We start from the raw sequence: 23,320 nt of genomic DNA on the forward strand, positions 1-23,320 counted from the left end.
CTAGACGTCTGCCAGCTCTGGCTGTTTTTGCTGTAGGACTTGGTTAATAACAAAAACGAATGGCACGCCGCTTGCTGTCGATTAATCGCTGAATCGCTTAAACGAGAAATCGCCAACAAGAACTACAACGCGCCATTACAAAAACCCTCAGGAGCAAAACTCCATGTCGCAGAAGATTTTCAGAAAAGGCTTTCTGGCCCTGGCGGTAACCACCGCGCTGGGCATGTCTTCCGTTGTACAGGCCGATGTCGTTATCGGGGTCGCGGGCCCGCATACCGGGGCCAACGCCTCGTTCGGTGAGCAGTACTGGCGTGGGGCTAGCCAGGCCGCGGAAGACATCAACGCCGCCGGCGGTATCAATGGCGAGAAGATCAAGCTGGTGAAGGCGGACGACGCCTGCGAACCGAAACAGGCCGTGGCCGTGGCCAACCGCCTGGTGGACCAGGACAAGGCGGTCGCCGTGGTCGGCCACTTCTGCTCCTCCTCCACCATCCCCGCCTCGGAGGTCTACGACGAGGCCGGCATCATCGCCATCACCCCCGGCTCCACCAACCCGCAGGTCACCGAGCGCGGCCTTTCCGGCATGTTCCGCATGTGCGGCCGTGACGACCAGCAGGGCGTGGTTGCCGGCGACTACATCGTCGACGTGCTGAAGGCGAAGAAGGTCGCGGTGATCCACGACAAGGACACCTACGGCCAGGGCCTGGCGGACGCCACCCGTGCACAGTTGAACAAGCGCGGCGTGAAGGAAGTGCTGTACGAAGGCCTGACCCGTGGCGAGAAGGACTTCAACGCCCTGGTCACCAAGATCCGCGCCTCGGGCGCAGAAGTCGTCTACTTCGGCGGCCTGCACCCGGAAGCCGGCCCGCTGGTGCGTCAGATGCGCGAGCAGGGCCTGACCGCCAAGTTCATGTCCGATGACGGCATCGTTACCGATGAACTGGTCACCACCGCTGGCGGCCCGCAGTACGTCAAGGGCGTGCTGATGACCTTCGGCGCCGACCCGCGCCTGATCCCGGACGGCAAGGCCGTGGTGGAGAAATTCCGCGCCAATGGCTTCGAGCCGGAAGGCTACACCCTCTATGCCTACTCCTCGGTACAGGCCCTGGCCGCCGCCTTCAACGGCGCGGGCAAGACCGACCCGGCCAAGGCCAGCGCCTGGCTGAAGGCCAACCCGGTGCAGACCGTGATGGGCAAGAAGGAGTGGGACAAGAAAGGCGACCTGAAAGTCTCCGACTACGTGGTCTACGAGTGGGACGACAAGGGCAAGTACCACCAGCTCGACGCGTTCAAGAAGTAACCGCCTGACCCGGCCGGCGCCGCTACCCGCGGCGCCGGCTTCCCCGCAGGTCGGCGGTACGCGCGCAGCTGGTCACGAGCCGGTGATTGCGCGAGCCGTCAGCCTTTCCTGCCCTGCTTGCGCGAGTACCCAATCGTGGACGGTATCTTCCTTCAGCAAATGATCAACGGGCTGACCCTCGGGTCGGTCTACGGTCTGATCGCCATCGGCTACACGATGGTCTACGGCATCATCGGCATGATCAACTTCGCCCACGGCGAGGTGTACATGATCTCCGCCTATCTCTCGGCGGTGGGCCTGGCCCTGCTGGCCTTCTTCGGCCTGCAGTCGTTTCCGCTGCTGATTCTCGGCACCCTGGTCTTCACCATCTTCGTCACCGGCGTGTACGGCTGGGTAATCGAGCGCATCGCCTACAAGCCGCTGCGCAACTCCACGCGCCTGGCGCCGCTGATCTCCGCCATCGGCATGTCGCTGATCCTGCAGAACTACGTGCAGTTGGCCCAGGGCCCGCGCCAGCAAGGCGTGCCGACCCTGCTCGACGGCGCCTTCAAGTTCCACATCGGCGAAGGCTTCGTGCAGCTGACCTACACCAAGGTGTTCATCCTCATCGCCGCCTTCGTCGGCATGGGCGTGCTCACCTACGTGATCCAGTACACCAAGCTCGGGCGCATGTGCCGCGCCACCCAGCAGGACCGCAAGATGGCCTCGATCCTGGGGATCAACACCGACCGGGTGATCTCCTACGTGTTCGTCATCGGCGCCGCCATGGCCGCGCTGGCCGGCGTGCTGATCACCATGAACTACGGCACCTTCGACTTCTACGCTGGCTTCATCATCGGTATCAAGGCATTCACCGCCGCGGTGCTCGGCGGCATCGGCTCGCTGCCCGGCGCCATGCTCGGCGGGCTGATCCTGGGCGTGGCCGAGGCGCAGTTCTCCGGCATGGTCAACACCGACTTCAAGGATGTGTTCGCCTTCGGCCTGCTGGTGACCATCCTGATCTTCCGACCGCAAGGGCTCCTGGGTCGTCCCCAGGTATCGAAGGTGTAAGCATGACGTCCGTTACCCAGACTTCAGCCGCGCCGGCCCCGGCGCGCATCGATATCCGGAAGAGCCTCGTCGACACCGTGCTGGCCGGGCTGATCGCGCTGATCGTGTTCGGCCCCATCGTCGGCATCGTGCTCGATGGCTACAGCTTCAAGGTCGAACCGGTCCGCCTGGCCTGGATGATCGGCGCGGTGATGCTCGGTCGCCTGCTGCTCAGCCTGTTCCTGCAGACCCCTGCCGGCCTGCGCATCATGGACCGCTTCGAGAGCTCCGACTCGGGCATCAGCGTGCTGCCGCCGGGCTACAAGACGCGCCTGCGCTGGATAGTCCCGCTGGTGATCCTCGCCGCGGTGATCTTCCCGTTCTTCGCCAGCAAGTACCTGCTTACCGTGATCATCCTCGGGCTTATCTACGTGCTGCTCGGCCTGGGCCTGAACATCGTGGTCGGCCTCGCCGGCCTGCTCGACCTGGGCTACGTGGCCTTCTACGCCATCGGCGCCTATGGCCTGGCGCTGGGCTACCAGTACCTCGGCCTGGGCTTCTGGACGGTGCTGCCGCTGGCGGCCATCGTCGCTGCGCTGGCGGGGGCGCTGCTGGGCTTCCCGGTGTTGCGAATGCACGGTGACTACCTGGCCATCGTGACCCTTGGCTTCGGCGAGATCATCCGCCTGATCCTCAACAACTGGCTGTCCTTCACCGGCGGCCCGAACGGCATGCCGGTGCCGTCGCCGACCTTCTTCGGCCTCGAGTTCGGCCGCCGGGCGAAGGAGGGTGGCACGCCGATCCACGAGTTCCTCGGCATCGATTACAACCAGAACTTCAAGTTCCTGTTCATCTACATCGTGTTGTTCCTGGTGGTCATGCTGGTGCTCTACATCAAGCACCGGCTGACCCGCATGCCGGTCGGCCGCGCCTGGGAAGCGCTGCGCGAGGACGAAATCGCCTGCCGCGCCATGGGCCTGAACCACGTGCTGGTGAAGCTCTCGGCGTTCATGCTCGGCGCCTCCACCGCGGGCCTGGCCGGGGTGTTCTTCGCCAGCTACCAGGGCTTCGTCAACCCGTCGTCGTTCACCTTCTTCGAGTCGGCGCTGATCCTCGCCATCGTGGTGCTGGGCGGCATGGGGTCGACGGTGGGCGTGGTGATCGCCGCCTTCGTCCTCACCGTGGCGCCGGAGCTGCTGCGCAGCTTCGCCGACTACCGCGTGCTGCTGTTCGGCATCCTCATGGTGCTGATGATGATCTGGCGGCCGCGCGGGCTGATCCGCATCAGCCGCTCGGGCTTCGCCGTACGCAAGGGGGTGGCACCATGAGCGGTGACAAGATCCTCAGCGTCGAGCACCTGATGATGCACTTCGGCGGCATCAAGGCGCTCAACGACGTCAACCTCGACGTGGAGCGCGGCTCCATCACCGCGCTGATCGGCCCCAACGGCGCCGGCAAGACCACGGTGTTCAACTGCCTCACCGGTTTCTACAAGGCCACCGGCGGCAACATCCTGCTCAACACCCAGGGCGGCACCACCGACGTCATCAAGGTGCTCGGTCAGCCGTTCCAGGGTGGCGACTTCGTCAACCCGGCGCAGTTCGGCAACCGCCTCTACTACAAGATGTTCGGCGGCACTCATCTGGTGAACCGCGCCGGCCTGGCGCGCACCTTCCAGAACATCCGGCTGTTCCGCGAGATGTCGGTGGTGGAGAACCTGCTGGTGGCCCAGCACATGTTCGTCAACCGCAACCTCATCGCCGGGGTTCTCAACACCCCCGGCTACCGCCGCGCGGAAAGCGAGGCGCTGGACCACGCCTTCTACTGGCTGGAAGTGGTGGACCTGGTGGACTGCGCCAACCGCCTGGCCGGCGAGATGTCCTACGGGCAGCAGCGCCGCCTAGAAATCGCCCGCGCCATGTGCACCCGGCCCGAGCTGATCTGCCTCGATGAACCCGCCGCCGGCCTCAACCCTGCGGAAACCCAGGCACTGGCGCGCATCGTCCGCTACCTGCGCGACCACCACGGCATCACCGTGCTGCTGATCGAGCACGACATGGGCATGGTGATGAACATCTCCGACCACATCATCGTGCTCGACCACGGCGTGGTCATCGCCCGCGGCGGCCCGGAGGAAATTCGCCACAACGACAAGGTCATTGCCGCCTATCTCGGCGCAGACGAAGAGGAGCTGGCATGACGGCGCCGATGTTGGAATTCCGTGAGGTGGATGTGTTCTACGGGCCGATCCAGGCGCTGAAGAAAGTCTCGCTGACCGTCAACGAGGGGGAGACCGTGGCGCTGATCGGCGCCAACGGAGCCGGCAAATCCACGCTGCTGATGTCGATCTTCGGGCAGCCCCGCGCGGCCGGCGGCGCGATCCTCTACAAGGGTCAGGATATCCGCCACAAGTCCGCGCACTACGTGGCCTCCAACGGCATTGCGCAGTCGCCGGAAGGGCGCCGGGTATTCCCCGACATGACCGTGGAGGAAAACCTGCTGATGGGCACCATCCCCATCGGCATGGACCACGCCCAGGAAGACATGCAGCGCATGTTCGACCTCTTCCCGCGCCTGAAGGAGCGACGCAACCAGCGCGCCATGACCATGTCCGGCGGCGAGCAGCAGATGCTTGCCATCGCCCGCGCGCTGATGAGCCGGCCCAAGCTGCTGCTGCTCGACGAACCTTCGCTGGGGCTTGCGCCCATCGTGGTCAAGCAGATCTTCCAGACCCTGCGCGAGCTGGCGCAGAGCGGGATGACGCTGTTCCTCGTGGAGCAGAACGCCAACCACGCGCTGAAGCTGTCGGACCGCGGCTACGTGATGGTCAATGGCGAGATTCGCCTGAGTGGCACCGGGGCGGAACTGCTGGGTAACCAGGAGGTTCGCAACGCCTATCTCGGGGGGCACTGACGCAGCTGCGTTCTTTCTAGGCTGGCCGCCCTCACCCTAACCCTCTCCCAAAGGGAGAGGGGACCGTTCGGCGAAGGATGAATGCCAGGGTGTCAGCCGGCACGTACGGCTCCCTCTCCTGGGGGAGAGGGCTGGGGTGAGGGGGAGGTATCGGCACGGAATTGCCACAGGAAGAAGATTGTTCCTACGACTTATCCACCGCTCCCAGCAGAGGGGTTTCCATGCAAGACCTCCGCTTCCTCACCAACGCCGATGTGGCCCAGCGCCTGGGTTATCCGCAACTGATCGAAGCCTTGCGCATCGGCCTCGCCCATGAGTGCGAAGCCCCGGTGCGCGGCTGCCATGAGCTGCCCGAAAACGCCTCGCTGCTGAGCATGCCGGTGTGGCGCCCCGGCCAGGACATCGGCGTGAAACTGGTCACTGTGTTTCCCGGCAATGGTGCGAAGAACCTGCCGGCGGTGGCCGCGCTGTTCTGTCTGTTCGACGGCAGCAGCGGCCGCCCGCTGGCCATGCTCGAAGCCTCGGAACTGACCGCGCGGCGCACCGCCTGCACCTCTGCGCTGGCCGCCGATTACCTGGTGCGCCGCGATGCGCGGCGGCTGCTGGTGGTCGGCAGCGGCACCCTGGCGCCGCACATGGTCCGCGCCCACTGCGCGGTGCGCGAGTACGAGGACATCGCCCTGTGGGGCCGCCAGGAAGACAAGGTGCAGGCGCTGGTGGAGCAATTGCAGGACGAAGGCTACCCCGTTCATGCCTGCCCCGACTTGCGTGGCGGAGTCGCGGCGGCGGACTGCATCAGTTGCGTCACTACTTCCCGCGAGCCCATCGTGCTCGGCGAATGGTTGCGCTCGGGTTGCCACCTCGACCTGGTTGGCGCCTTCCTGCCGAGCATGCGCGAGACCGACAGCGAAGCCGTGCGCCGCGCGCGCATCGTCGTCGACACCCGCGAAGGCGCGCTGGAAGAAGCGGGCGACTTGCTGATCCCGATGGGCGAGGGCGTGATCGAGGAGGGCGCCATCGCTACCCAACTGAGCGACTTGCTGCAGGGGCGCGGAGCGCGGCGGGATGACAGCGAGATCACCCTGTTCAAATCCGTCGGTCACGCGCTGGAAGACCTGATTGCGGCGCGCCTGCTGGTGCCGTGAAGTTGTCCCGAAAATCTGTGGGCCGGGCTGTGGATAACATCTGGGAGAACGCTGCCAGGCCCCGTGGCCACTGGCGCCGTCACGGGCGCTCGATTTCTGTTCGATCACCTCGCAACCCCTGTATGGATGGACAGGTACGGCTTCGCGGAAAAGTTCCGGAAAGCTGACAATTGTCCCCGGTAGCCGTTGAAAGACCTGTGGATAACCTTGGGAAGAACTTCTCCAGCGCAACGGCGGCGCGGCTTGCGCCAGGGCGCTCGAAAATCGTCCAGCGGAAAAGACGCTTTGCGCTTGCCCACAGAATCCGTGGAGCAGCCTGTGGACAAGGTGGGTGCAACTTGCGGCAGGCCCGTAGCCATGGGGCTTTCAAGCGGCTGTTCGGGTTTTATCCAGCACGGCTGTAACGCAACGCGGCAGGTTCGGGCTGTTATGCTCGACCGACCGACAAGAACGCGCACTGCACGATTTCCCGGCATGCACCGGTGACGGCGGCGCCCAGCACAAGCCTGTAAAAAAGAGGACTTTGCGATGACCACTCCCACCCTGTTCATTACCGGCGCCACCTCCGGCTTCGGCGAAGCCTGTGCGCGGCGTTTCGCCCGTGACGGCTGGTCGCTGGTGATCACCGGCCGACGTGAGGAGCGCCTGAATGCACTGGCCCAGGAGCTTTCCGCCGAGACCGACGTGCTGCCGCTGGTACTCGACGTGCGCGATCGCGCGGCGATGACCGCCGCCGTCGACAGCCTGCCGGAGAAGTTCGCCAAGCTGCGTGGTTTGATCAACAACGCCGGCCTCGCCCTGGGCACCGACCCGGCGCAGCAATGCGAACTGGATGACTGGGACACCATGGTCGACACCAACATCAAGGGCCTGATGTACGCCACCCGCCTGTTGCTGCCGCGCCTGATCGCCCACGGCCCGGGTGCGAGCATCCTCAACCTCGGCTCGGTGGCCGGGCACTGGCCCTATCCGGGCGGCCACGTGTATGGCGCGACCAAGGCCTTCGTCGAGCAGTTCTCGCTGAACCTGCGTTGCGACCTGCAGGGCACCGGCGTGCGCGTCACCAACCTCGAGCCGGGCATGTGCGAGAGCGAGTTCTCGCTGGTGCGCTTCGGCGGTGACCAGGCGAAGTACGACAAGACCTACGCTGGCGCCGAGCCGATCCAGTCCGCGGACATCGCCGAGACCATCCACTGGATCATGAACCAGCCGCCGCACATCAATATCAACACCCTGGAAATCATGCCGGTGAGCCAGGCGTGGGCGGGGTTCTCGGTGCATCGCAAGGGCTGATGTACGGCCGGCTGACTGTCGCACTTCGGGGGCTCAGTGCCGGGATTTCTCCCTCACCCCAGCCCTCTCCCAGAGGGAGAGGGAGCCGTCCGAGCTTCTGATACCGAGGCTTCATCCTGCACCGGACAGTCCCCTCTCCCGCTTGAGGAGCGGGGCGCGCAGCCAGGGTCAGGGGGAGGGGCTCTTGACCTTGTAGGAGCGGACTCTGTCCGCGATAGGTTCCCAGCGCGCGGGAAGACATCGCGGACGGAGTCCGCTCCTACGCTCCCACCGATGCACCGACTTTTTTGTAGGAGCGAGCTTGCTCGCGAACGGCCTCGCAGCGAGGTTGGTTCGCGAGCAAGCTCGCTCCTGCGAAAAGCGGGTCAGCCGGCGAGCAGCCATGCACCCGCGCCTGCCGAAGCCAGCCCGGCGAAACGCACCAGCGGTGCCGCCGCTTGCGGCAGCGCACGAACAATCCCGTAACCCGCCGCATGCAGCGCAGCGGTTGCCGCGACGAAACCAGCGGCATACAGCCACGGACTGCTCAGTTCCGGCAGCTCCAGTCCGTGGGCCACGCCGTGGGCGAGGGCGAACAACGCGGTTGCGCCCATCGCCAGGAACAGCGGCGGGCGCACGGCCAGCGCGACGCACAGGCCCAGCGCGAGCACGGAAGCGGCAATGCCGGTTTCCATGAATGGCATCTGCAGCCCCTCGAAACCGAGCAGTCCGCCAATCAGCATGCTGCCGACGAAGGTGCAGGGTAGCGCCAGGCGCGCCGCGCCTTTCTGCTGTGCGGCCCAGAGGCCGACGGCGAGCATCGCCAGCAGGTGGTCGAGGCCGCTGATGGGGTGGGCGATGCCGGCGATCAGGCCATGGTCGCCGTGCCCCGGATGGGCGAAGGCCACCGCCGGGGTGAGGAACAGCGCCAGGCTGTAGAGGGCTTTGCGCAATTGCATGGATAACTCCCTGGTTCTTGTCGTGGGGCGACCGTTCTTCCGCGGCCGCGGAAGGGCATCAGGCTGCGGTCAGCAGCCCCTGGCGCTCGATGAAGGTGATGATCTCGGCCAGGCCCTGGCCGGTCTTCTGGTTGCTGAAGACGAAGGGCTTGTCGCCGCGCATGCGCGAGGCGTCCTGGTCCATCACTTCCAGCGAAGCGCCCACCAGTGGGGCGAGGTCGATCTTGTTGATCACCAGCAGGTCGGACTTGCAGATGCCCGGCCCGCCCTTGCGCGGGATCTTGTCGCCGGCGGACACGTCGATCACGTAGAGGGTCAGGTCGGACAGCTCGGGGCTGAAGGTGGCCGATAGGTTGTCACCGCCGGACTCCACCAGGATCAGGTCGAGGCCGGGGAAGCGCCGGTTGAGCTGGTCCACCGCCTCCAGGTTGATCGAAGCATCCTCGCGGATCGCCGTATGCGGGCAACCGCCGGTTTCCACGCCGATGATCCGCTCCGGCTCCAGTGCCTCGTTGCGCACCAGGAACTGTGCGTCCTCCTGGGTGTAGATGTCGTTGGTGACCACGGCGATGTTGTAGCGCTGGCGCAGGGCGCGGCACAGCGCCAGGGTCAGGGCGGTCTTGCCGGAGCCCACCGGGCCGCCGATGCCGACGCGAAGAGGTTGAGAGTTCATGGCAGTTCTCCTAGGAGCGGAACAGGCGGCTGTATTGGGTTTCGTGATTCATGCAGGCCAAGGCCAGGCCGAAGGGCGCGCCGCCGTGGGGCGGATTGGCGAGTGCTGCCTGGCAGGCGTTGTCGAGGTCGGGGAGCAGTTGCGAGGTGAGCTTCTGCGCGGCCAGTTGGCCCAGCGGCAGGGTCTTCATCAGCACCGCCAGCTGGTTCTCCAGCCAGCTCCACAGCCAGGCGCCGAGAGCCTGCTCCGGGGATAAACCCCAGGCGCGGGCGGCCAGGGCCCAGGCGGCGGCGAACGAGGGCTCGGGCTGTGCGGCGAGCCATTGGCGCGCGGGCTCGTCCAGCTCGGGCAGGGCTTCGAGCAATTGGCCGAGGGAGAAGCCCATCTGCCGATTCTCCAGGCCCAGCTCGCGGGTCTCGCGGCTGGCGCGGTGGCGCTCGGCGGCGTCGCGCAAGGCGCTCCAGTCGGCGGCCTGTGCCGCGCGCAGCAGCTCGGTCAGCAGCGGGCCCTCGAAGCGGGCGAGGTTCAGCTGCAACTGGTCGGCGAGCCAGGTGCGGGCGCCGTCGGCGTCCTTGACCTGGCCCTGGTCGATGGCGCTTTCCAGCCCTTGCGAATAGCTGTAGCCGCCAATGGGCAACTGCGGACTGGCCAGGCGCAGGAGCGACCAGAAACTGAAGGATTCAGCCATGGGCGATGACCTTCTCATGTCTGCCGTTCGGCTCCCTCTTCCTCTGGGAGAGGGCTGGGGTGGGGGAGCGGGGCTCGCGCCAAAACATCACAAGCGAACCCCGAACTGATGCAGCTTCGGCGCGTAGTTGAACTGTTCCTCGCCATGGTGCGAGTGGTGATGGCCGCCACCATAGGCGCCATGCTCCGGCTGGAACGGCGCTTCGATGGCTTCCACCGTCGCGCCGAGCTGGTCGAGCATGGCCTTGAGCACGTAGTCGTCGAGCAGGCGCAGCCAGCCTTCGCCGACCTGCAGGGCGACGTGGCGGTTGCCCAGGTGATAGGCCGCGCGGTTCAGTTCGCGAGCGTTGGCGCAGGTGACGTGGAGCAACTTCTCCGGCGCCGCGCTGACGCGCACCACCCGGCCATCGTTGGCCAGCAGGAATTCGCCATCCGCCAGCGGCGACTGGCCGCGTTCGAGGAACAGGCCGACGTCTTCACCGCTGCTGCTGAAGCAGCGCAGGCGGCTCTTGCTGCGCGCCTCGTAGTTCAGGCGCAACTCGGCGTCCCAGTGTTCGCGGGGTTCGATTCGTTGGTGGATGACCAGCATGGCAGCGTCCGGCAGTAGCAATGCCGGTGCTACAGCAAGGGGCTTGCCAGCGTCGGCCTGAGCTAGCGCTGGCGCGGCCTGGCGGCGTTGTCCGAACGATCAGGAATGGTGCGTGCGCGCAACATTGGTGCGCACGAAAACGGTGCGCACCATCGAGGGGCGGATGCGGCTCTTTGTGGGAGCGAGCTTGCTCGCGAACAGATTTCGCAGCGGGGCCGGTTCGCGAGCAAGCTCGCTCCTACACGAAAGCGTTGAGCGCGTGAGCGAAGCTCAGGGCCGCGAGCCGATCCCGGTCCAGTGCTTGGCGCCGATCATGATGAAGCGCAGCTGCTGGGTGATCTTGGCCTGGGGCGAGAGGTGCGTCGGCAGGCTGTCGGCTGGCGGGTCGATCAGCTCGGGGAGGGTGGCGAAGACGGTCTTCACCACCAGGTCGGCGATCACGTCGATGTCCTGGGCGCCCAGATGCGGCAGCTTGTTGAGCAATGCCAGGTCGGCGGCCAGGTCATCGGTGATGCGCTGGCGCAGGGCGCCGACGGCCTGGCGGATCGGGTGCGAGCCGCCGTATTGCTCGCGGGCGAGGAAGAGGAACTGGGTACGGTTGGCGGTCACGGCGTCGAGGAAGATGCGCACCGACGCTTCGATCACGCCGCCCAGCTCGAATTCGTTGCGGCGTACCACCCGCAGGGTTTCGCGGAAGGTTTCGTCGACATCGGCGACCAGGGCGAGGCCGAGCTGGTCCATGTCGGTGAAGTGCCGGTAGAAGCCTGCCGGGACGATCCCGGCCGTCTTCGCCACTTCGCGCAGGCTCAGGCTGCCGAAACCGCGGCCGCTGTCCATCAGGCTGCGTGCGGCATCCATCAGGGCCAGGCGGGTCTGTTGCTTCTGTTCGGCGCGGGGAGTGGACATACGGCAGTGCTATCCAAGGCGAAGGCGCAGGCACTCTAGCAAATGCCGGTCGGCGTTGGGGAGCTTCCTGCGCGGCACAGTGAACAACTGTTGACTGAAATCTCCTTCGCGTGAGATTTTAAGTGAACACGTGTTTACTGTTCGGTGTCCGCCCATGCCCCTGCTTCCTTTCGCCGGCCTGCGCTTCGTCTCGCCGCTGCTGTCACCGCTGCGCGCTCTGGTGCGTGGCCAGTGGCTGCGCGAGTCGGATGTCGATGCCGTACTGCGCGCCTGCAACCCCGGCTGGTCGCTGCGGCGCGTGTATGCGCGGGTGGAGGCACGGCAATGGGTGGCTGACGACATGCTTGAGCTACGCCTGCGCCCGAATGCGTACTGGTGCGGCGCGCGGCCCGGCCAACACCTGCAACTGTTCGTCGAGAACGGCGGTATCCGCCACAGCCGCAGCTACAGCCTGACCCGCGTCGCCGAGGACGGCTGCCTGGAGTTCGCCGTGAAGTTGCAGCCGGGCGGGCGGATTTCCACCTTCCTGCTGCAGCAGCTGTGTGTCGGCGAAATGCTGGAACTGGGCGAGCCGGACGGCGACCTGAACTGGCCAGCCGATGACCAGGGCGTGCTGCTGCTGGCGGCGGGCAGTGGCCTGACGCCTTTGCTTGGCCTGCTGCGCGAGGCGCTGGCGCGCGGTTACGGCGGCCCGGTGACGCTGCTGCATTACGTTCGCGAGCGCGGCCAGAAGGCCTTCTTCGTCGGGCTGCAAGCCCTGGCGCGGCAATACCCGAACCTCGAACTGCGCTGGGCGCTGAGCGGCGATGCCGCGCTGGACGGTGAGTTGAGCGGGCGTTTCCAGAGCGATCACGTTGCCGATCTGCAGGCTCGCCACGTGCTGGTGTGCGGTCCTGGCGGCTTCGTCGAAACGGTACGCCAGGCGCTGGGGGCGAGCAGCCGAAGCCTGCAGGCAGAAAGCTTCAGCCCGCCCGCCTGGGACGACCGCGAGCCGGCCCAGGCCGTGAGCCTGCGCTTCGCCCGCAGCGCGCTGCAGGTGACCGGTGACAGTCGTCGCAGCCTGCTGGAGCAGGCCGAAGCCAGCGGCCTGCGCCCGCTGCATGGCTGCCGGCAGGGCGTGTGCACCCGCTGCACCTGCACGCTGGTCAGCGGCTGCGTGCGCGACCTGCGCAGCGGTGAGCTGTTCAGTGAGCCGGGCCAGCCCATCCGCATCTGTGTCAGCGCGCCCCAGGGCGACCTGACCGTCGATCTCTGACCTTCTGGAGAATGTCCATGCGCGAAGATCGCGACCTCAGCGCCGCCGAGCTGGAGGCCTTCGGTGCCGAACTGGACGCCCTGCGCCAGCGCACCCTGCACGACCTGGGCGAAAAGGACGCCCGCTACATCCGGCGTATCCGCGCGGCGGTGCGCTTCTGCTGCTGGAGCGGCCGCGTGTTGCTGATGGCAGGCTGGTTCCCGCCGACCTGGCTGCTGAGTACCTTCCTGCTCGGGCTGGGCAAGATCCTGGAGAACATGGAGCTGGGCCATAACGTCATGCATGGCCAGTACGACTGGATGAACGACCCGGAGTTTTCCGGGCAGAACTATGAGTGGGACATCGTCGGCCCCGCGGATTTCTGGCGGCACACGCACAACCACGTGCACCACACCTACACCAACGTGCTGGGCATGGACGACGACGTGGGCTACGGCGTGGTGCGGCTGTTCCCGGAACAGAGGTGGAAACCGTTCTACCGCTGGCAGCCGCTGTGGGTGACGATCCAGGCGCTGCTGTTCCAGTACGCCGTGGCGGTGCAGCACCTGCGCCTGGACAAGTACGTGAAGGGGCGGATGAGCAAGGAGGAACTGCGTCCGCTGCTGCGCCAGTTCAACGCCAAGGTCGGGCGCCAGTGGGTCAAGGACTACGCCGTGTTTCCGCTGCTCGGCCTGTTCTCCGGCGCATTCGGCGCGGTGCTGCTGGGCAACCTCATCGCCAACCTGATGCGCAACCTGTGGACCTTCACCGTGATCTTCTGCGGCCACTTCACCGAGAAGGCCGCGGTGTTCCCGCCCGAGGTGCTGCAGGACGAGACGCGCGGCCACTGGTACCTGCGCCAGTTGCGCGGGTCGAGCAACCTGGAGGGCGGCCCGCTGTTCCACATCCTCACCGGCAACCTCAGCCACCAGATCGAGCACCATCTCTATCCGGACCTGCCGGCGCGCCGCTATGCGCAGCTGTCGTGCGAAGTGCAGGCGATTGCCGCGCGCTACGGCCAGACCTACAACAGCGGCCGGCTGTCGGCGCAGTTCGCCACGGTGCTCAAGCGCATCTGGGTCCATCGCCGGCCGACGCAGCCGGCGATCGCCTGAGGCGAATCAGGCGCGGCGGGTCATCGGCGAGGCAATCTCTTCACGCAGGGCGCGCAGGTCGGCGGCGTCCTGGTTGAGGTGATGAATGGACTTCAGCAGTTTCTGCCGGAGCAGGTCATCCTGGACCTGTTCGACTGCCCGCATGACTTCCAGGGCCGTGGCTTCGTTATTGGCGGCGACGGCGTCGAGGGTCTTGCGCAGGCTGCGGGTTGCGTGGTGCACGGGGAGATCTCCTGAAAACTGCGAGCACCCTACGACCTGATTATTTCCAATAAATTTCAACAAGTTGCTTTCCGATCGGTGGTCATGATGTCGCACAGCTGGCGCATCGCTTCAGGAAAGCATGCACAGCGCCAGCAGTGGCACCAGGTTGAACAGCAGGACGCCGATCTTGTAGACCGCCATGCCGCCGTAATGAATGCCATCGAATCGCTCCACCGGCAGGGAGAACCAGCGGGTGTGCAGGCGATAGACGAAGTCGTGGGCGAGGGTAAAGGCGGCGAACCAGATCAGCAGGATGGCGTAGTTGATCAGGGTGCAGTAGAGCAGGAAGGGTTTCAGGTCCTGGAGCAGCATGGCGATTCTCCGGGTACATACTGCGTTCGACGCGCGCCCGCAGGGATGGTTTCAGGCATCCGCGTGGCAGCGCTCCGATAGCCGATGCGCTGGCCGCCGGCCATAATGCGCATCCGCCGCAAACCATGTGATCTTTGCCGCGCGACTGCTGTCCGATGTGCGGACGGCTAACCTTGCCGTGACATCCCACCTTCCTCATCTGCCTGCCGGACTCGCCATGTTCAGCCCGCTCGTCACCTTTCCCGCGCTCTACACTGCTACGCTGCTGATGCTCGCCGGCTCCGGCCTGTTCACCACCTACATGGGCCTGCGCCTGACCCAGGAAGGCGTCAGCGACCTCTGGGTCGGCGGCCTGATGGCGGCGTACTACTTCGGCCTGGTCTGTGGCGGCAAGTTCGGCCACAAGCTGATTGCCGGGTTCGGCCATATCCGTTCCTACGTAGCCTGCGCCGGCATGGCGACGGTAATCGTGCTGATCCACGCGCTGGTCTCGCAGCTGGAGGTGTGGATCGCTCTGCGCTTCGTGATGGGCGCGGTGATGATGAACCAGTACATGGTGATCGAGAGCTGGCTCAACGAGCAGGCCGAAGGGCACCAGCGCGGCAAGGTATTCGCCGGCTACATGGTGGCGGTGGACGCCGGCCTGGTGGTCGGCCAGGGCCTGCTGGCGCTGAGCCCGGCGCTGGATTACAAGCCGCTGCTGCTGGTCGCCATCTGCTTCTCGTCCTGCCTGATCCCGCTCGCGCTGACCCGCCGCGTCCACCCGGCCAAACTGGTGGCGGCGCCGCTGGAGATCGGCTTCTTCTGGAAGCGCGTACCGCAGTCGCTGGGCACTATCTTCGTCGCCGGTCTGATGGTCGGCGCCTTCTATGGCCTGGCGCCGGTGTATGCGGCGCGCAACGGCCTGGACACCGCGCAGTCGAGTTTCTTCGTCGGCATGTGCATCGTCGCCGGCTTCTGTGCGCAGTGGCCGCTGGGCTGGTTGTCCGACCGGGTGAATCGCAGCTGGCTGATCCGCGCCAACGCCTTGCTGCTGTGCCTGGCGGCGGTGCCTATGTGGGGGCTGATCGAGCTGCCCTACACGCTGCTGCTGGCGAACGGCTTTGTCACCGGCATGCTGCTGTTCACCCTTTATCCGCTGGCCGTGGCCCTGGGCAATGACCACGTCGAGCAGTCGCGCCGTGTGGCGCTCTCGGCGATGCTGCTGACCACGTACGGCGTCGGCGCCTGTATCGGCCCGCTGTTCGCCGGCGCGATGATGCGCCACTTCGGCCCGGGCATGTTCTACATGCTGGTGTCGGCCTATGCGCTGATCCTGATCTTCTGGGTGCAGCCCAAGCGCGTTACCGGCGTGCACCGCGTCGACGAGGCGCCGCTGCACCACGTGGCGATGCCCGATACCGTCAGCCCGATGGCCGCTGCGCTGGACCCGCGTGTCGACGAGGTGCCGGAGGAGTTGGTGGTGGAAGCGCCGGCGACCATCGGCCGCTCCGATGGCGAGCCGGATGGTGGCGAAGCTAGAGGTTGATGTCGGGAGCGGGGGATAAGAAGGCTCGCAGGGCCTTCTTATCCCCCGTTGCCTTAAAGGAGAGAGGCGTTTGCTTCCAGCAGTATGGCGTTCAACTCGGTGCTGATGGCGCTTGGGTAAGAGGTATCGGCGCGGGCTGACCAATCCGTCTGCTCGCTGGCGCTCTTCGAACCCATGGGGAACATGTTGTTTGCGCCATCAGTCAGCAAATCTTGCAGGGCCGGCAGACTTCTGGAGAAGGGTGAGCCTGCATCGTTATTGGCCCCTGTGGATTTTTCCCGTTCGGCGGCAATGGTGATGTTGCCGGTCCAGCCTGGACCAAGATCGGACAGATTGATCGGGTAATTGCTCCCATCGGTGGTGCTGCCAATGGCAATGGAAGAGGCGGGGGTGTGCTCATCATCGTCAAGCGGGGGCGGCATTACGCAAACTTCGAGAGGGGCGCACAGGCCGCTCGAGTTGCCCGCTTTATCGATCACTTCCACCGTGAAGGTGTGCATGCCGGTGACCAATGGCTGCTGATTGTCCAGGGTGTAATGCCACTTCCCATCGGCTCCTACCGGTACTTCGATCAGTTTTTCACCATTGTGGTAGGCCACCACGGTGCTGCCGGGTTCGGCCTCGCCGCTTCCGCTCCGGTTGTCGACGAACCAGTCGGTTGCCAGGGCGGGAGGGATGGTGTCGACGGTGAAGTTCCAGGCGGGGCTTGGCTCGCCGTTGCCGGACCAGCCACCGAAGGCCACGGTTGTGAGGCTATGCGGGCCTTCGCTCAAGTCGGTGTCTGGTGTGAAGGACCAAGTGCCGTCGGAGAGCGCCTTGGTACCGCCCAGCAGCGTGGTGCCATCGTAGATTCTGACGAAGACTGTGCCCGTGCTGCACCGGCCCACCAGTTGCGGGCGAGCATCATTGGTCAGTCCATCCGGCGTGATTTCGCCTTGGAGGTCATCAGTGTGGCCGATGATTTGCGTGATGTCGGCCTTGCCCGACCATGGCGGCACGACAAACTCGATCGGCTCGGTCTGCCCGCTGCTGTTGCCTGCCTTGTCTATCACTTCAACGGTGAAGCTGTAGGTGCCGGGCCCTGAGTATTCCTCGAAGGTGCAATGCCAGTCGCCATTTTTATCGGCCACCACGTCGGCCCATTTCGTGCTGTTGTGGTAAATCACCACGGTGCTGTCGGCTTCGGCTTTCCCGCTGACGCCATACCGGTCGGCACTCCACTCGGTCGGTAGCGCCGGTGGGGTGGTGTCGACGGTGAAGTTCCAGGCGGGGCTTGGCTCGCCGTTGCCGGACCAGCCACCGAAGGCCACGGTTGTGAGACTATGCGGGCCTTCGCTCAAGTCGGTGTCTGGTGTGAAGGACCAAGTGCCGTCGGAGAGCGCCTTGGTAGCGCCCAGCAGCGTGGTGCCATCGTAGATACTGACGAAGACTGTGCCCGTGCTGCACCGGCCCACCAGTTGCGGGCGAGCATCATTGGTCAGTCCATCCGGCGCGATTTCGCCTTGGAGGTTGTCAGTGTGGCCGATGACTTGCGTGATGTCGGCCTTGCCCGACCATGGCGGCACGACAAACTCGATCGGCTCGGTCTGGCCGCTGCTGTTGCCTGCCTTGTCGATCACTTCAACGGTGAAGCTGTAGGTGCCCGGTCCGATGGGATCTGATCTGGTGAGTTTCCAGTCGCCTCTTGCATCAACCTCCACTTCGGCCCATTTCGTGCCGCCTTCGTAGAGCACCACGGTGCTGCCTGCTTCGGCCTTCCCGCTGGCGCCCCATCGGTCGGCACTCCACTCGGTCGGTAGCGCTGGCGGGGTGGTGCCCGACCCGCTGGGAGCAGCATGCCTGTTGCCGCTGCCCTGAGTGTGATGATGGTAAGCGCTACCCGCAGCGCCAATGGCGGCAGCGCCAGCCAAGTAGGGCCACAGTGGAATGGCGGCGGCGTGATCGGTGGTTGCGCCTATTGCTTCGGGCATTACGCCCAACGCAGGGCCGCCAAGGAAAAGAGGGGCAGATTCTCCGTCGGCCAGCAGAAGATGCCCATCTGAACCGAGGCCGTCAGTACGCAAGTAGGCATGAATCTGCCCATCGGCATCGACGTTGCAGAGCTGTGCATGAGTCTCATCGCCGTAGAAGTTTTCCAGCGTCAGGTTGGGTTCGTCGATGCCGTCGATGAATATCTGCAAATCGTCGCCGGCTCGTTTGACGATGATGTTGTCCCGAGCCGTGCGCTCATCGCTCATCTGCAATAGATACTGAGCATCCGCAATGGCAGTGACCTTGCCGCCGCCTGCGATAACGGCTCGGCTGGCGGTTTGACCGTGTATCGTGGTCAAAAGCAGATTTTTGCCGGGCATGACCTTTCATCCTGAATAGTTTTTGAGGCGCCTACTGTAGTTGGGCGTCCGGCAATAGCCCTGTACGAAATCGCGGAGAGAGTCAGCGATTTTTTTTAACTTCTTCCCTGAATTTCCGAAGTGGCTATATGAGGTCGAGGGCTGACCGGTATGGGTGTCCCCAGTGAGAGGAGAGGAATGGGATAGGGGCTCAGCGCACGGCGTAGGGGCATGAAAAAGGCCGATGCCACATCATGGTCATCGGCCTGGAGGGGGGAAGTGGCGGTGGATCCACACGTTTCGCTGTGTGCGGCATACCTGAATCAGGAGATACGTTTCAGGTGGGCATCGAACACAGTGTCACCACCGGATTCGGCGACCATGTTGCTGTGCAGCTTGTCGATGGTGTGCTCGGAACCGTTCTCGGCAACGCGGGCCTCTTCCATCTGCTTGTGCAGGCGGTCGATGGTGCGTTCGGAACCGTTGTCGGCCACACGGGCATCGTTCATTTGCTTGTGCAGGCGGTCGATGGTGCGGTCGGAGCCGTTCTCGGCGACGCGGGGTTCAGCGCTCTGCTGCTGCAGTTGGTGAGTGCTGCGCGGGCCGTTGTTGAGGATGGCCGGAGCGGCGAAGACGGCGCTGGCGGTCATCAGGGAAGTGAGTGCAAGGCTGAGGGCGATCTTGGTTTTCATTTTGCGTGGCTCCGAAAGGGGGCGGTAAGTTTTGGCTACAGGGTTATTTTCCCTTCGGATAAATCGATTTAAAAACGATGCTGCGTAATACAGAGCATCAGTGTTGTCGATTATTTAGCCGGCTAATTTCAACTATCGGCGTCGATGATGGAACGACGAAAACCGCTCTAGGGCGGTTGTTTCTGGTGCGTTGTCAGTGGTTTCAGGCAAGACGCCGTTACAAAACACGGCTGGCCAGGCATCGAAGTTGGGGATGCGCGGGGCTGGAGCGATAAGAAAGCCCGGCCGAGCCGGGCTTTTCTCTCACCTTTCGGTGTACTGCCTTGAGCCTTACGCCTTCAGATGGGCGTTGAAGACGGTGTCGCCACCCGACTCGGCAACCATGTTGCTGTGCAGTTGGTCGATGGTGTGCTCGGAGCCGTTTTCGGCCACGTTCATCTCACCGTGCAGGCGGTCGATGGTTTTGCTCGAACCGTTTTCAGCGACGCCCAGTTGCTTGTGCAAGCGGTCGACAGTCTGGCTGGAGCCGTTCTCGGCGACGTTCATTTGCTGGTGCAGGCGGTCAATCGACTTGCTCGAACCGTTTTCGGCAACGCTCATTTCGCTGTGCAGGCGGTCGATGGTTTTGCTCGAACCGTTTTCAGCGACGCCCAGCTGCTTGTACAGGCGGTCGACAGTCTGGCTGGAGCCATTCTCGGCGACGTTCATTTGCTGATGCAGGCGGTCAACCGATTTGCTCGAACCGTTTTCGGCAACGCTCATTTCGCTGTGCAGGCGGTCGATGGTTTTGCTCGAACCGTTTTCAGCCACGCCCAACTGCTTGTGCAGGCGGTCGACGGTATGGCTGGAGCCATTCTCGGCGACGCTCATTTTCTGGATCAGGCGATCGACCGACTGGCTGGAGCCATTTTCAGCGACACGGGCCTTGGCGGCGTCCAGTTGTTTCTGCTGTTGATCCAGGGTGCGCTCTGCGCCGTCCTGGGCCAGAACCTGAACCTGGCTGGCGTTGATCACAGGGGAATCTTGCTGGGAGCCGGCGAAAGCGGCATTGGCAGCAAGTACGGAGAGGGCAAAGCCAAGTACAAGGGTGCGTTTCATGATGCGGCTCCAGAAAGAGTGGGGAGTTCGTTGGACACGGACTCAGTATCTGTTCTGGATTATCGATTGGAAAACGATGCCGGAAGATAGTCGCTATCGATGCCGATGATTGTTAAATAAATTGTTTAAAATCAAATAGTTGATTTTGAAAATTGACTTCTATCAATGCCTTCGATTGGCGTTATCGGTGGGATTGTTAGTATCTGATTATTGGATGTATTAGTGGGTCGAGGGTGACCTGACCGCTCTGTGGCGCGGCTTTGCGCGGAAAGACGGGGGCAGAAACGCGACGCCCGGCCGGAGAGCCGGGCATCGGTGGGAGCGTTGGAGAGGGGTTATTTCAGGTCCTGCAGCAGGTCCGCCATATCGTCAGCGTGCTCTTCTTCCTGCGCCAGGATCTCCTCGAACAGGCGACGCGTGGTTGGGTCGTCGTCGCCCAGGTAAACGACGATCTCGCGGTAGCTGTCGACCGCAATGCGTTCGGCGACCAGGTTCTCGGTGATCATTTCACGCAGATTGGCGCCCGCGACGTACTCGGCGTGGGAGCGCTCGGTCAGGCCGGCGGGATTGAAGTCCGGTTCGCCGCCCAGCTGCATGATGCGCTCGGCCAGCAGGTCGGCGTGCTGCAGTTCCTGGGTGGCATGCTCGAGGAATTCGGCTGCGGCAACGCTGGCTTTCAGGCCTGTCGCCATGAAGTAGTGGCGCTTGTAGCGCAGGTAGCAGACCAGTTCGGTGGCCAGCGACTCGTTGAGCAGACGCAGCACGGTCTTGCGGTCGGCATGGTAGCCCTCGGTCACCGCGCCGTCCTCGATGTTCTGGCGCGCCCGCTGGCGCAGGGTCTGGACGTCGGTCAGTTGTGCCTGGTTCATCAGTCATCTCCTTGTGGCAAACCGGCGCTGCGGTGGCGCACGGCTGAAATCGGGTCACAAGGGTGTGAGTCGCCGGTGGCGGCGAAAGTTTAAGTTTTCTCGCCATGGCGTCTGCATCAGACCTTCCGCGTGCAATTCGGCGGATACAACGCCCCGCTATGCTGGTCCAAGTGATCAGGCCAAGGGAGAATGCCGGCCCGGCATGCTCAGGCGGCCAATGTTTACCGGCAGCGACGTGGGGACGTCGCTGCTTCCACCGACGCGGCCAGCAGGGAGTTCAGGTATGACGCGCGGGAAACGAATCTGCCTCTGGAGCTTCATCGGTTTCATCGCGGTGATCGCCGCGCTGGTGGTGTTCATCGCCACCTTCGACTGGAACCGGGTGAAGCCGACCATCAACGAGAAGGTCTCGGCCGAGCTGGGGCGCCCCTTTGCCATCAATGGCGACCTGCAGGTGTTCTGGCGCACGGAACCTGCGGAGGGCGGCTGGCGCGCTTACGTGCCTTGGCCGCACTTCAGCGCCGCCGACATCACCCTGGGCAATCCGGACTGGGCGGCGGGCAAGACGCGCGCGGCGAACTTCGCGAGTCTCGAAAAAGTCGAATTCCGCCTCGCCCCGCTGCCGCTGTTGTGGCAGACGGTGCGCATCCCGCAGATCGTCCTGACCCGTCCCAGCGCGGATTTGCTGCGCCTGGCCGATGGCCGCGCCACCTGGACCTTCGAGCTGCCGAAGAAGGAAGAAGACCCCAACGCCATGCCCGAGCAATCCTCGTGGAAGCTGGATATCGGCGAGATCGGCTTCGACAAGGGCAGTGTCAGCCTCGATGACCAGAGCCTGAAGACTCGCCTGGAGCTGCTGGTGGACCCGCTTGGCAAGCCGGTGCCTTTCGGCGAGTTGGCTGGCAAGGCGCTGGCCGGCGGCGACAAGGCCGATACCCAGGACTACGTCTTCGGCTGGAAGCTCAAGGGCCAGTACAAGGGCCTGCCGTTGAGTGGCGCGGGCAAGGTCGGCGGCATGCTCGCCCTGCAGGATGCGGCCAAGCCCTTCCCGGTGCAGGCAGACGTGTCCGCCGGCAGTACCCGCGCGAGCATCGTCGGCACGCTGACCGACCCGCTGAACCTCGGGGCGCTGGACCTGCGCCTGAAACTGGCCGGCACCAGCATGGCCAACCTCTTCCCGCTCACCGGCGTGACCCTGCCCGATACCCCGGCCTACGAGACGGACGGCCGCCTGAAGGCCGAGCTGCACGATTCGGCCGGCGCGCAGTTCCACTATGAGAACTTCAACGGCAAGGTCGGCGACAGCGATCTGCATGGCGACCTGGTGTTCGTCAATCGCCAGCCGAGGCCCAAGCTGTCCGGCAAGCTGCGCTCGGACCAGTTGCGCATGGCCGACCTCGGCCCGCTGATCGGCGCCGACTCCAACCAGGAGAAACAGGCGCGCGGCCAGAGCACGCGTCAGCCGGCGGACAAGGTGTTGCCGGTGGAGGAGTTTCGCACCGAGCGCTGGCGTGCCATGGATGCCGACGTGGAATTCACCGGCAAGCGCATTGTGCACAGCGACAAGCTGCCGATCAGCGACCTCTATACCCACCTGGTACTCAACGATGGCTTGCTGACCCTGGAGCCGCTGCGCTTTGGGGTGGCCGGCGGCACGCTGGATTCGCACATTCGCCTGGACGGCGGCAAGACGCCGCTGCAGAGCAAGGTGCAGTTGCAGGCGCGCAGCTTCAAGCTCAAGGAGCTGTTCCCCAGCTTCGCGCCGATGCAGTCGAGCTTCGGCGAGCTCAACGGCGACGCCGCGATCACCGGCACCGGCAACTCGGTGGCGACCATCCTGGCCGGCGCCAACGGCGAGATGAAGCTGCTGATCAATGACGGGCGCATCAGCCGCAGCCTGATGGAGATCGCCGGGCTCAACGTCGGCAATTATGTGGTGAACAAGCTGTTCGGCGATGACGAGGTGAAGATCAACTGCGCGGCTGCCGACGTAGGCATTGCCAATGGCCTGGCCAAGCCGCGGGTGTTCGCCTTCGATACCGAGAACGCGATCATCACGGTCGATGGCAGCGCCAACTTCGCCACCGAGCAGCTCGACCTCGACATCACGCCACAGAGCAAAGGCGTACGGATTTTCTCCCTGCGTTCGCCACTCTATGTGCAGGGCACCTTCAAGAACCCGAAAGCCGGCGTGCATGTATTGCCGCTGGCGGCGCGTGGCGCGGGGATGGTCGCCCTCGGCGTGGCGGTGGCTCCGGCGGCGGCGCTGCTGGCGCTGATCGCCCCGAGCAAGCAGGACGACAACCAGTGCGCCGCCTTGCTGCAGCAGATGAAGCAACCGGCGAAGGCGCCCGCCACGCGCAAGTGATCAGGAGGCGCCTGTAGGAGCGAGGGGGACGCCTAGT

At 64.5% G+C, this 23,320-nt stretch carries 22 protein-coding genes; 11 read left to right on the forward strand and 11 right to left on the reverse strand.

Translation table 11 applies throughout. The features are described 5' to 3' along the window. Nucleotides 1-163 precede the first annotated feature (163 nt). The 7 genes from N5C91_RS02405 (at nucleotide 164) to N5C91_RS02435 (ending at nucleotide 7,680) form a co-directional block, all read left to right on the forward strand. Complete coding sequence (locus N5C91_RS02405; RefSeq protein ID WP_192434176.1) at nucleotides 164-1,300, forward strand: branched-chain amino acid ABC transporter substrate-binding protein; 1,137 nt, start codon at nucleotides 164-166, stop codon at nucleotides 1,298-1,300. A gap of 135 nt (nucleotides 1,301-1,435) precedes the next feature. Beyond that, the gene (locus N5C91_RS02410; RefSeq protein WP_054906392.1) at nucleotides 1,436-2,350 is read left to right on the forward strand and encodes a branched-chain amino acid ABC transporter permease; all 915 of its coding nucleotides are present in this window, start codon (nucleotides 1,436-1,438) and stop codon (nucleotides 2,348-2,350) included. A 2-nt stretch (nucleotides 2,351-2,352) separates the two neighbouring features. Further along, nucleotides 2,353-3,657: a high-affinity branched-chain amino acid ABC transporter permease LivM gene (gene livM / locus N5C91_RS02415; protein WP_236171323.1), complete on the forward strand. Its 1,305-nt coding sequence runs from the start codon at nucleotides 2,353-2,355 to the stop codon at nucleotides 3,655-3,657. Further along, on the forward strand, nucleotides 3,654-4,529 hold the full coding sequence (locus N5C91_RS02420; protein ID WP_024765989.1) for an ATP-binding cassette domain-containing protein: 876 nt from the start codon (nucleotides 3,654-3,656) through the stop codon (nucleotides 4,527-4,529). The genes livM and N5C91_RS02420 overlap by 4 nt, the downstream gene beginning before the upstream one ends. Next, a complete protein-coding gene (locus tag N5C91_RS02425) occupies nucleotides 4,526-5,242 on the forward strand; it encodes an ABC transporter ATP-binding protein (protein WP_045216300.1) in 717 nt (238 codons plus the stop codon). The genes N5C91_RS02420 and N5C91_RS02425 overlap by 4 nt, the downstream gene beginning before the upstream one ends. A 221-nt stretch (nucleotides 5,243-5,463) precedes the next feature. Beyond that, complete coding sequence (locus N5C91_RS02430) at nucleotides 5,464-6,387, forward strand: ornithine cyclodeaminase family protein (RefSeq protein ID WP_279827579.1); 924 nt, start codon at nucleotides 5,464-5,466, stop codon at nucleotides 6,385-6,387. A 528-nt stretch (nucleotides 6,388-6,915) separates the two neighbouring features. Next, nucleotides 6,916-7,680 (forward strand): SDR family oxidoreductase, encoded by a 765-nt coding sequence (locus tag N5C91_RS02435; protein ID WP_236171326.1) that lies wholly within the window; start codon nucleotides 6,916-6,918, stop codon nucleotides 7,678-7,680. 365 nt (nucleotides 7,681-8,045) lie between these two features. Here N5C91_RS02435 and N5C91_RS02440 read toward each other — a convergent pair whose 3' ends face one another. From N5C91_RS02440 to N5C91_RS02460, 5 genes are all read right to left on the reverse strand, one after another. Next, nucleotides 8,046-8,618: a HupE/UreJ family protein gene (locus N5C91_RS02440; RefSeq protein WP_236171327.1), complete on the reverse strand. Its 573-nt coding sequence runs from the start codon at nucleotides 8,616-8,618 to the stop codon at nucleotides 8,046-8,048. A 58-nt stretch (nucleotides 8,619-8,676) separates the two neighbouring features. After that, nucleotides 8,677-9,291, reverse strand: coding sequence for an urease accessory protein UreG (gene ureG / locus N5C91_RS02445; protein WP_037012004.1), 615 nt, complete (start codon nucleotides 9,289-9,291; stop codon nucleotides 8,677-8,679). 10 nt (nucleotides 9,292-9,301) lie between these two features. Continuing rightward, a complete protein-coding gene (locus N5C91_RS02450) occupies nucleotides 9,302-9,979 on the reverse strand; it encodes an urease accessory protein UreF (protein WP_279827585.1) in 678 nt (225 codons plus the stop codon). Between the two features lie 87 nt (nucleotides 9,980-10,066). After that, nucleotides 10,067-10,567 carry an urease accessory protein UreE gene (ureE, locus tag N5C91_RS02455; RefSeq protein WP_236171329.1) on the reverse strand — a complete coding sequence of 167 codons (501 nt, stop codon included), beginning with the start codon at nucleotides 10,565-10,567 and terminating at the stop codon, nucleotides 10,067-10,069. Nucleotides 10,568-10,837: 270 nt separating this feature from the next. Further along, entirely contained in the window at nucleotides 10,838-11,473 is a 636-nt protein-coding gene (locus N5C91_RS02460) for a TetR family transcriptional regulator (protein ID WP_236171330.1), read from the reverse strand. Nucleotides 11,474-11,627: 154 nt separating this feature from the next. Here N5C91_RS02460 and N5C91_RS02465 point away from each other — a divergent pair, with 154 nt between their 5' ends. Continuing rightward, nucleotides 11,628-12,728, forward strand: a complete 1,101-nt coding sequence (locus N5C91_RS02465) for an iron-sulfur cluster-binding domain-containing protein (protein WP_279827591.1) — start codon at nucleotides 11,628-11,630, stop codon at nucleotides 12,726-12,728. Between the two features lie 11 nt (nucleotides 12,729-12,739). Then, the gene (locus tag N5C91_RS02470) at nucleotides 12,740-13,822 is read left to right on the forward strand and encodes a fatty acid desaturase (RefSeq protein WP_279827594.1); all 1,083 of its coding nucleotides are present in this window, start codon (nucleotides 12,740-12,742) and stop codon (nucleotides 13,820-13,822) included. A gap of 6 nt (nucleotides 13,823-13,828) precedes the next feature. Here the strand turns inward: N5C91_RS02470 and N5C91_RS02475 are convergent, their stop codons facing one another. Beyond that, nucleotides 13,829-14,044 (reverse strand): hypothetical protein, encoded by a 216-nt coding sequence (locus tag N5C91_RS02475; protein ID WP_236171333.1) that lies wholly within the window; start codon nucleotides 14,042-14,044, stop codon nucleotides 13,829-13,831. A 111-nt stretch (nucleotides 14,045-14,155) separates the two neighbouring features. After that, entirely contained in the window at nucleotides 14,156-14,398 is a 243-nt protein-coding gene (locus N5C91_RS02480) for a DUF6868 family protein (protein WP_236171334.1), read from the reverse strand. A gap of 217 nt (nucleotides 14,399-14,615) precedes the next feature. Between N5C91_RS02480 and N5C91_RS02485 the strand changes: the two genes are divergently transcribed. Then, nucleotides 14,616-15,926 carry an MFS transporter gene (locus N5C91_RS02485; RefSeq protein ID WP_236199001.1) on the forward strand — a complete coding sequence of 437 codons (1,311 nt, stop codon included), beginning with the start codon at nucleotides 14,616-14,618 and terminating at the stop codon, nucleotides 15,924-15,926. A gap of 53 nt (nucleotides 15,927-15,979) precedes the next feature. On the opposite strand, the gene N5C91_RS02490 is transcribed toward N5C91_RS02485, so the two are convergent. From N5C91_RS02490 to N5C91_RS02505, 4 genes are all read right to left on the reverse strand, one after another. Continuing rightward, nucleotides 15,980-18,277 carry an Ig-like domain-containing protein gene (locus tag N5C91_RS02490; protein ID WP_279827599.1) on the reverse strand — a complete coding sequence of 766 codons (2,298 nt, stop codon included), beginning with the start codon at nucleotides 18,275-18,277 and terminating at the stop codon, nucleotides 15,980-15,982. Nucleotides 18,278-18,579: 302 nt separating this feature from the next. Then, on the reverse strand, nucleotides 18,580-18,948 hold the full coding sequence (locus N5C91_RS02495; protein ID WP_279827601.1) for a phage infection protein: 369 nt from the start codon (nucleotides 18,946-18,948) through the stop codon (nucleotides 18,580-18,582). 330 nt (nucleotides 18,949-19,278) lie between these two features. Further along, nucleotides 19,279-20,046 carry a hypothetical protein gene (locus N5C91_RS02500; protein ID WP_279827603.1) on the reverse strand — a complete coding sequence of 256 codons (768 nt, stop codon included), beginning with the start codon at nucleotides 20,044-20,046 and terminating at the stop codon, nucleotides 19,279-19,281. A 335-nt stretch (nucleotides 20,047-20,381) separates the two neighbouring features. Next, complete coding sequence (locus tag N5C91_RS02505) at nucleotides 20,382-20,915, reverse strand: ferritin-like domain-containing protein (RefSeq protein WP_236171338.1); 534 nt, start codon at nucleotides 20,913-20,915, stop codon at nucleotides 20,382-20,384. A gap of 283 nt (nucleotides 20,916-21,198) precedes the next feature. On the opposite strand from N5C91_RS02505, the gene N5C91_RS02510 reads away from it, so the two are divergent. Further along, nucleotides 21,199-23,283: an AsmA family protein gene (locus tag N5C91_RS02510; RefSeq protein WP_236171339.1), complete on the forward strand. Its 2,085-nt coding sequence runs from the start codon at nucleotides 21,199-21,201 to the stop codon at nucleotides 23,281-23,283. Nucleotides 23,284-23,320: the final 37 nt, after the last annotated feature.

The sequence above is a fragment of the Pseudomonas sp. GD03903 genome (genome assembly GCF_029840045.1).
Lineage (GTDB): Bacteria > Pseudomonadota > Gammaproteobacteria > Pseudomonadales > Pseudomonadaceae > Pseudomonas > Pseudomonas pseudonitroreducens.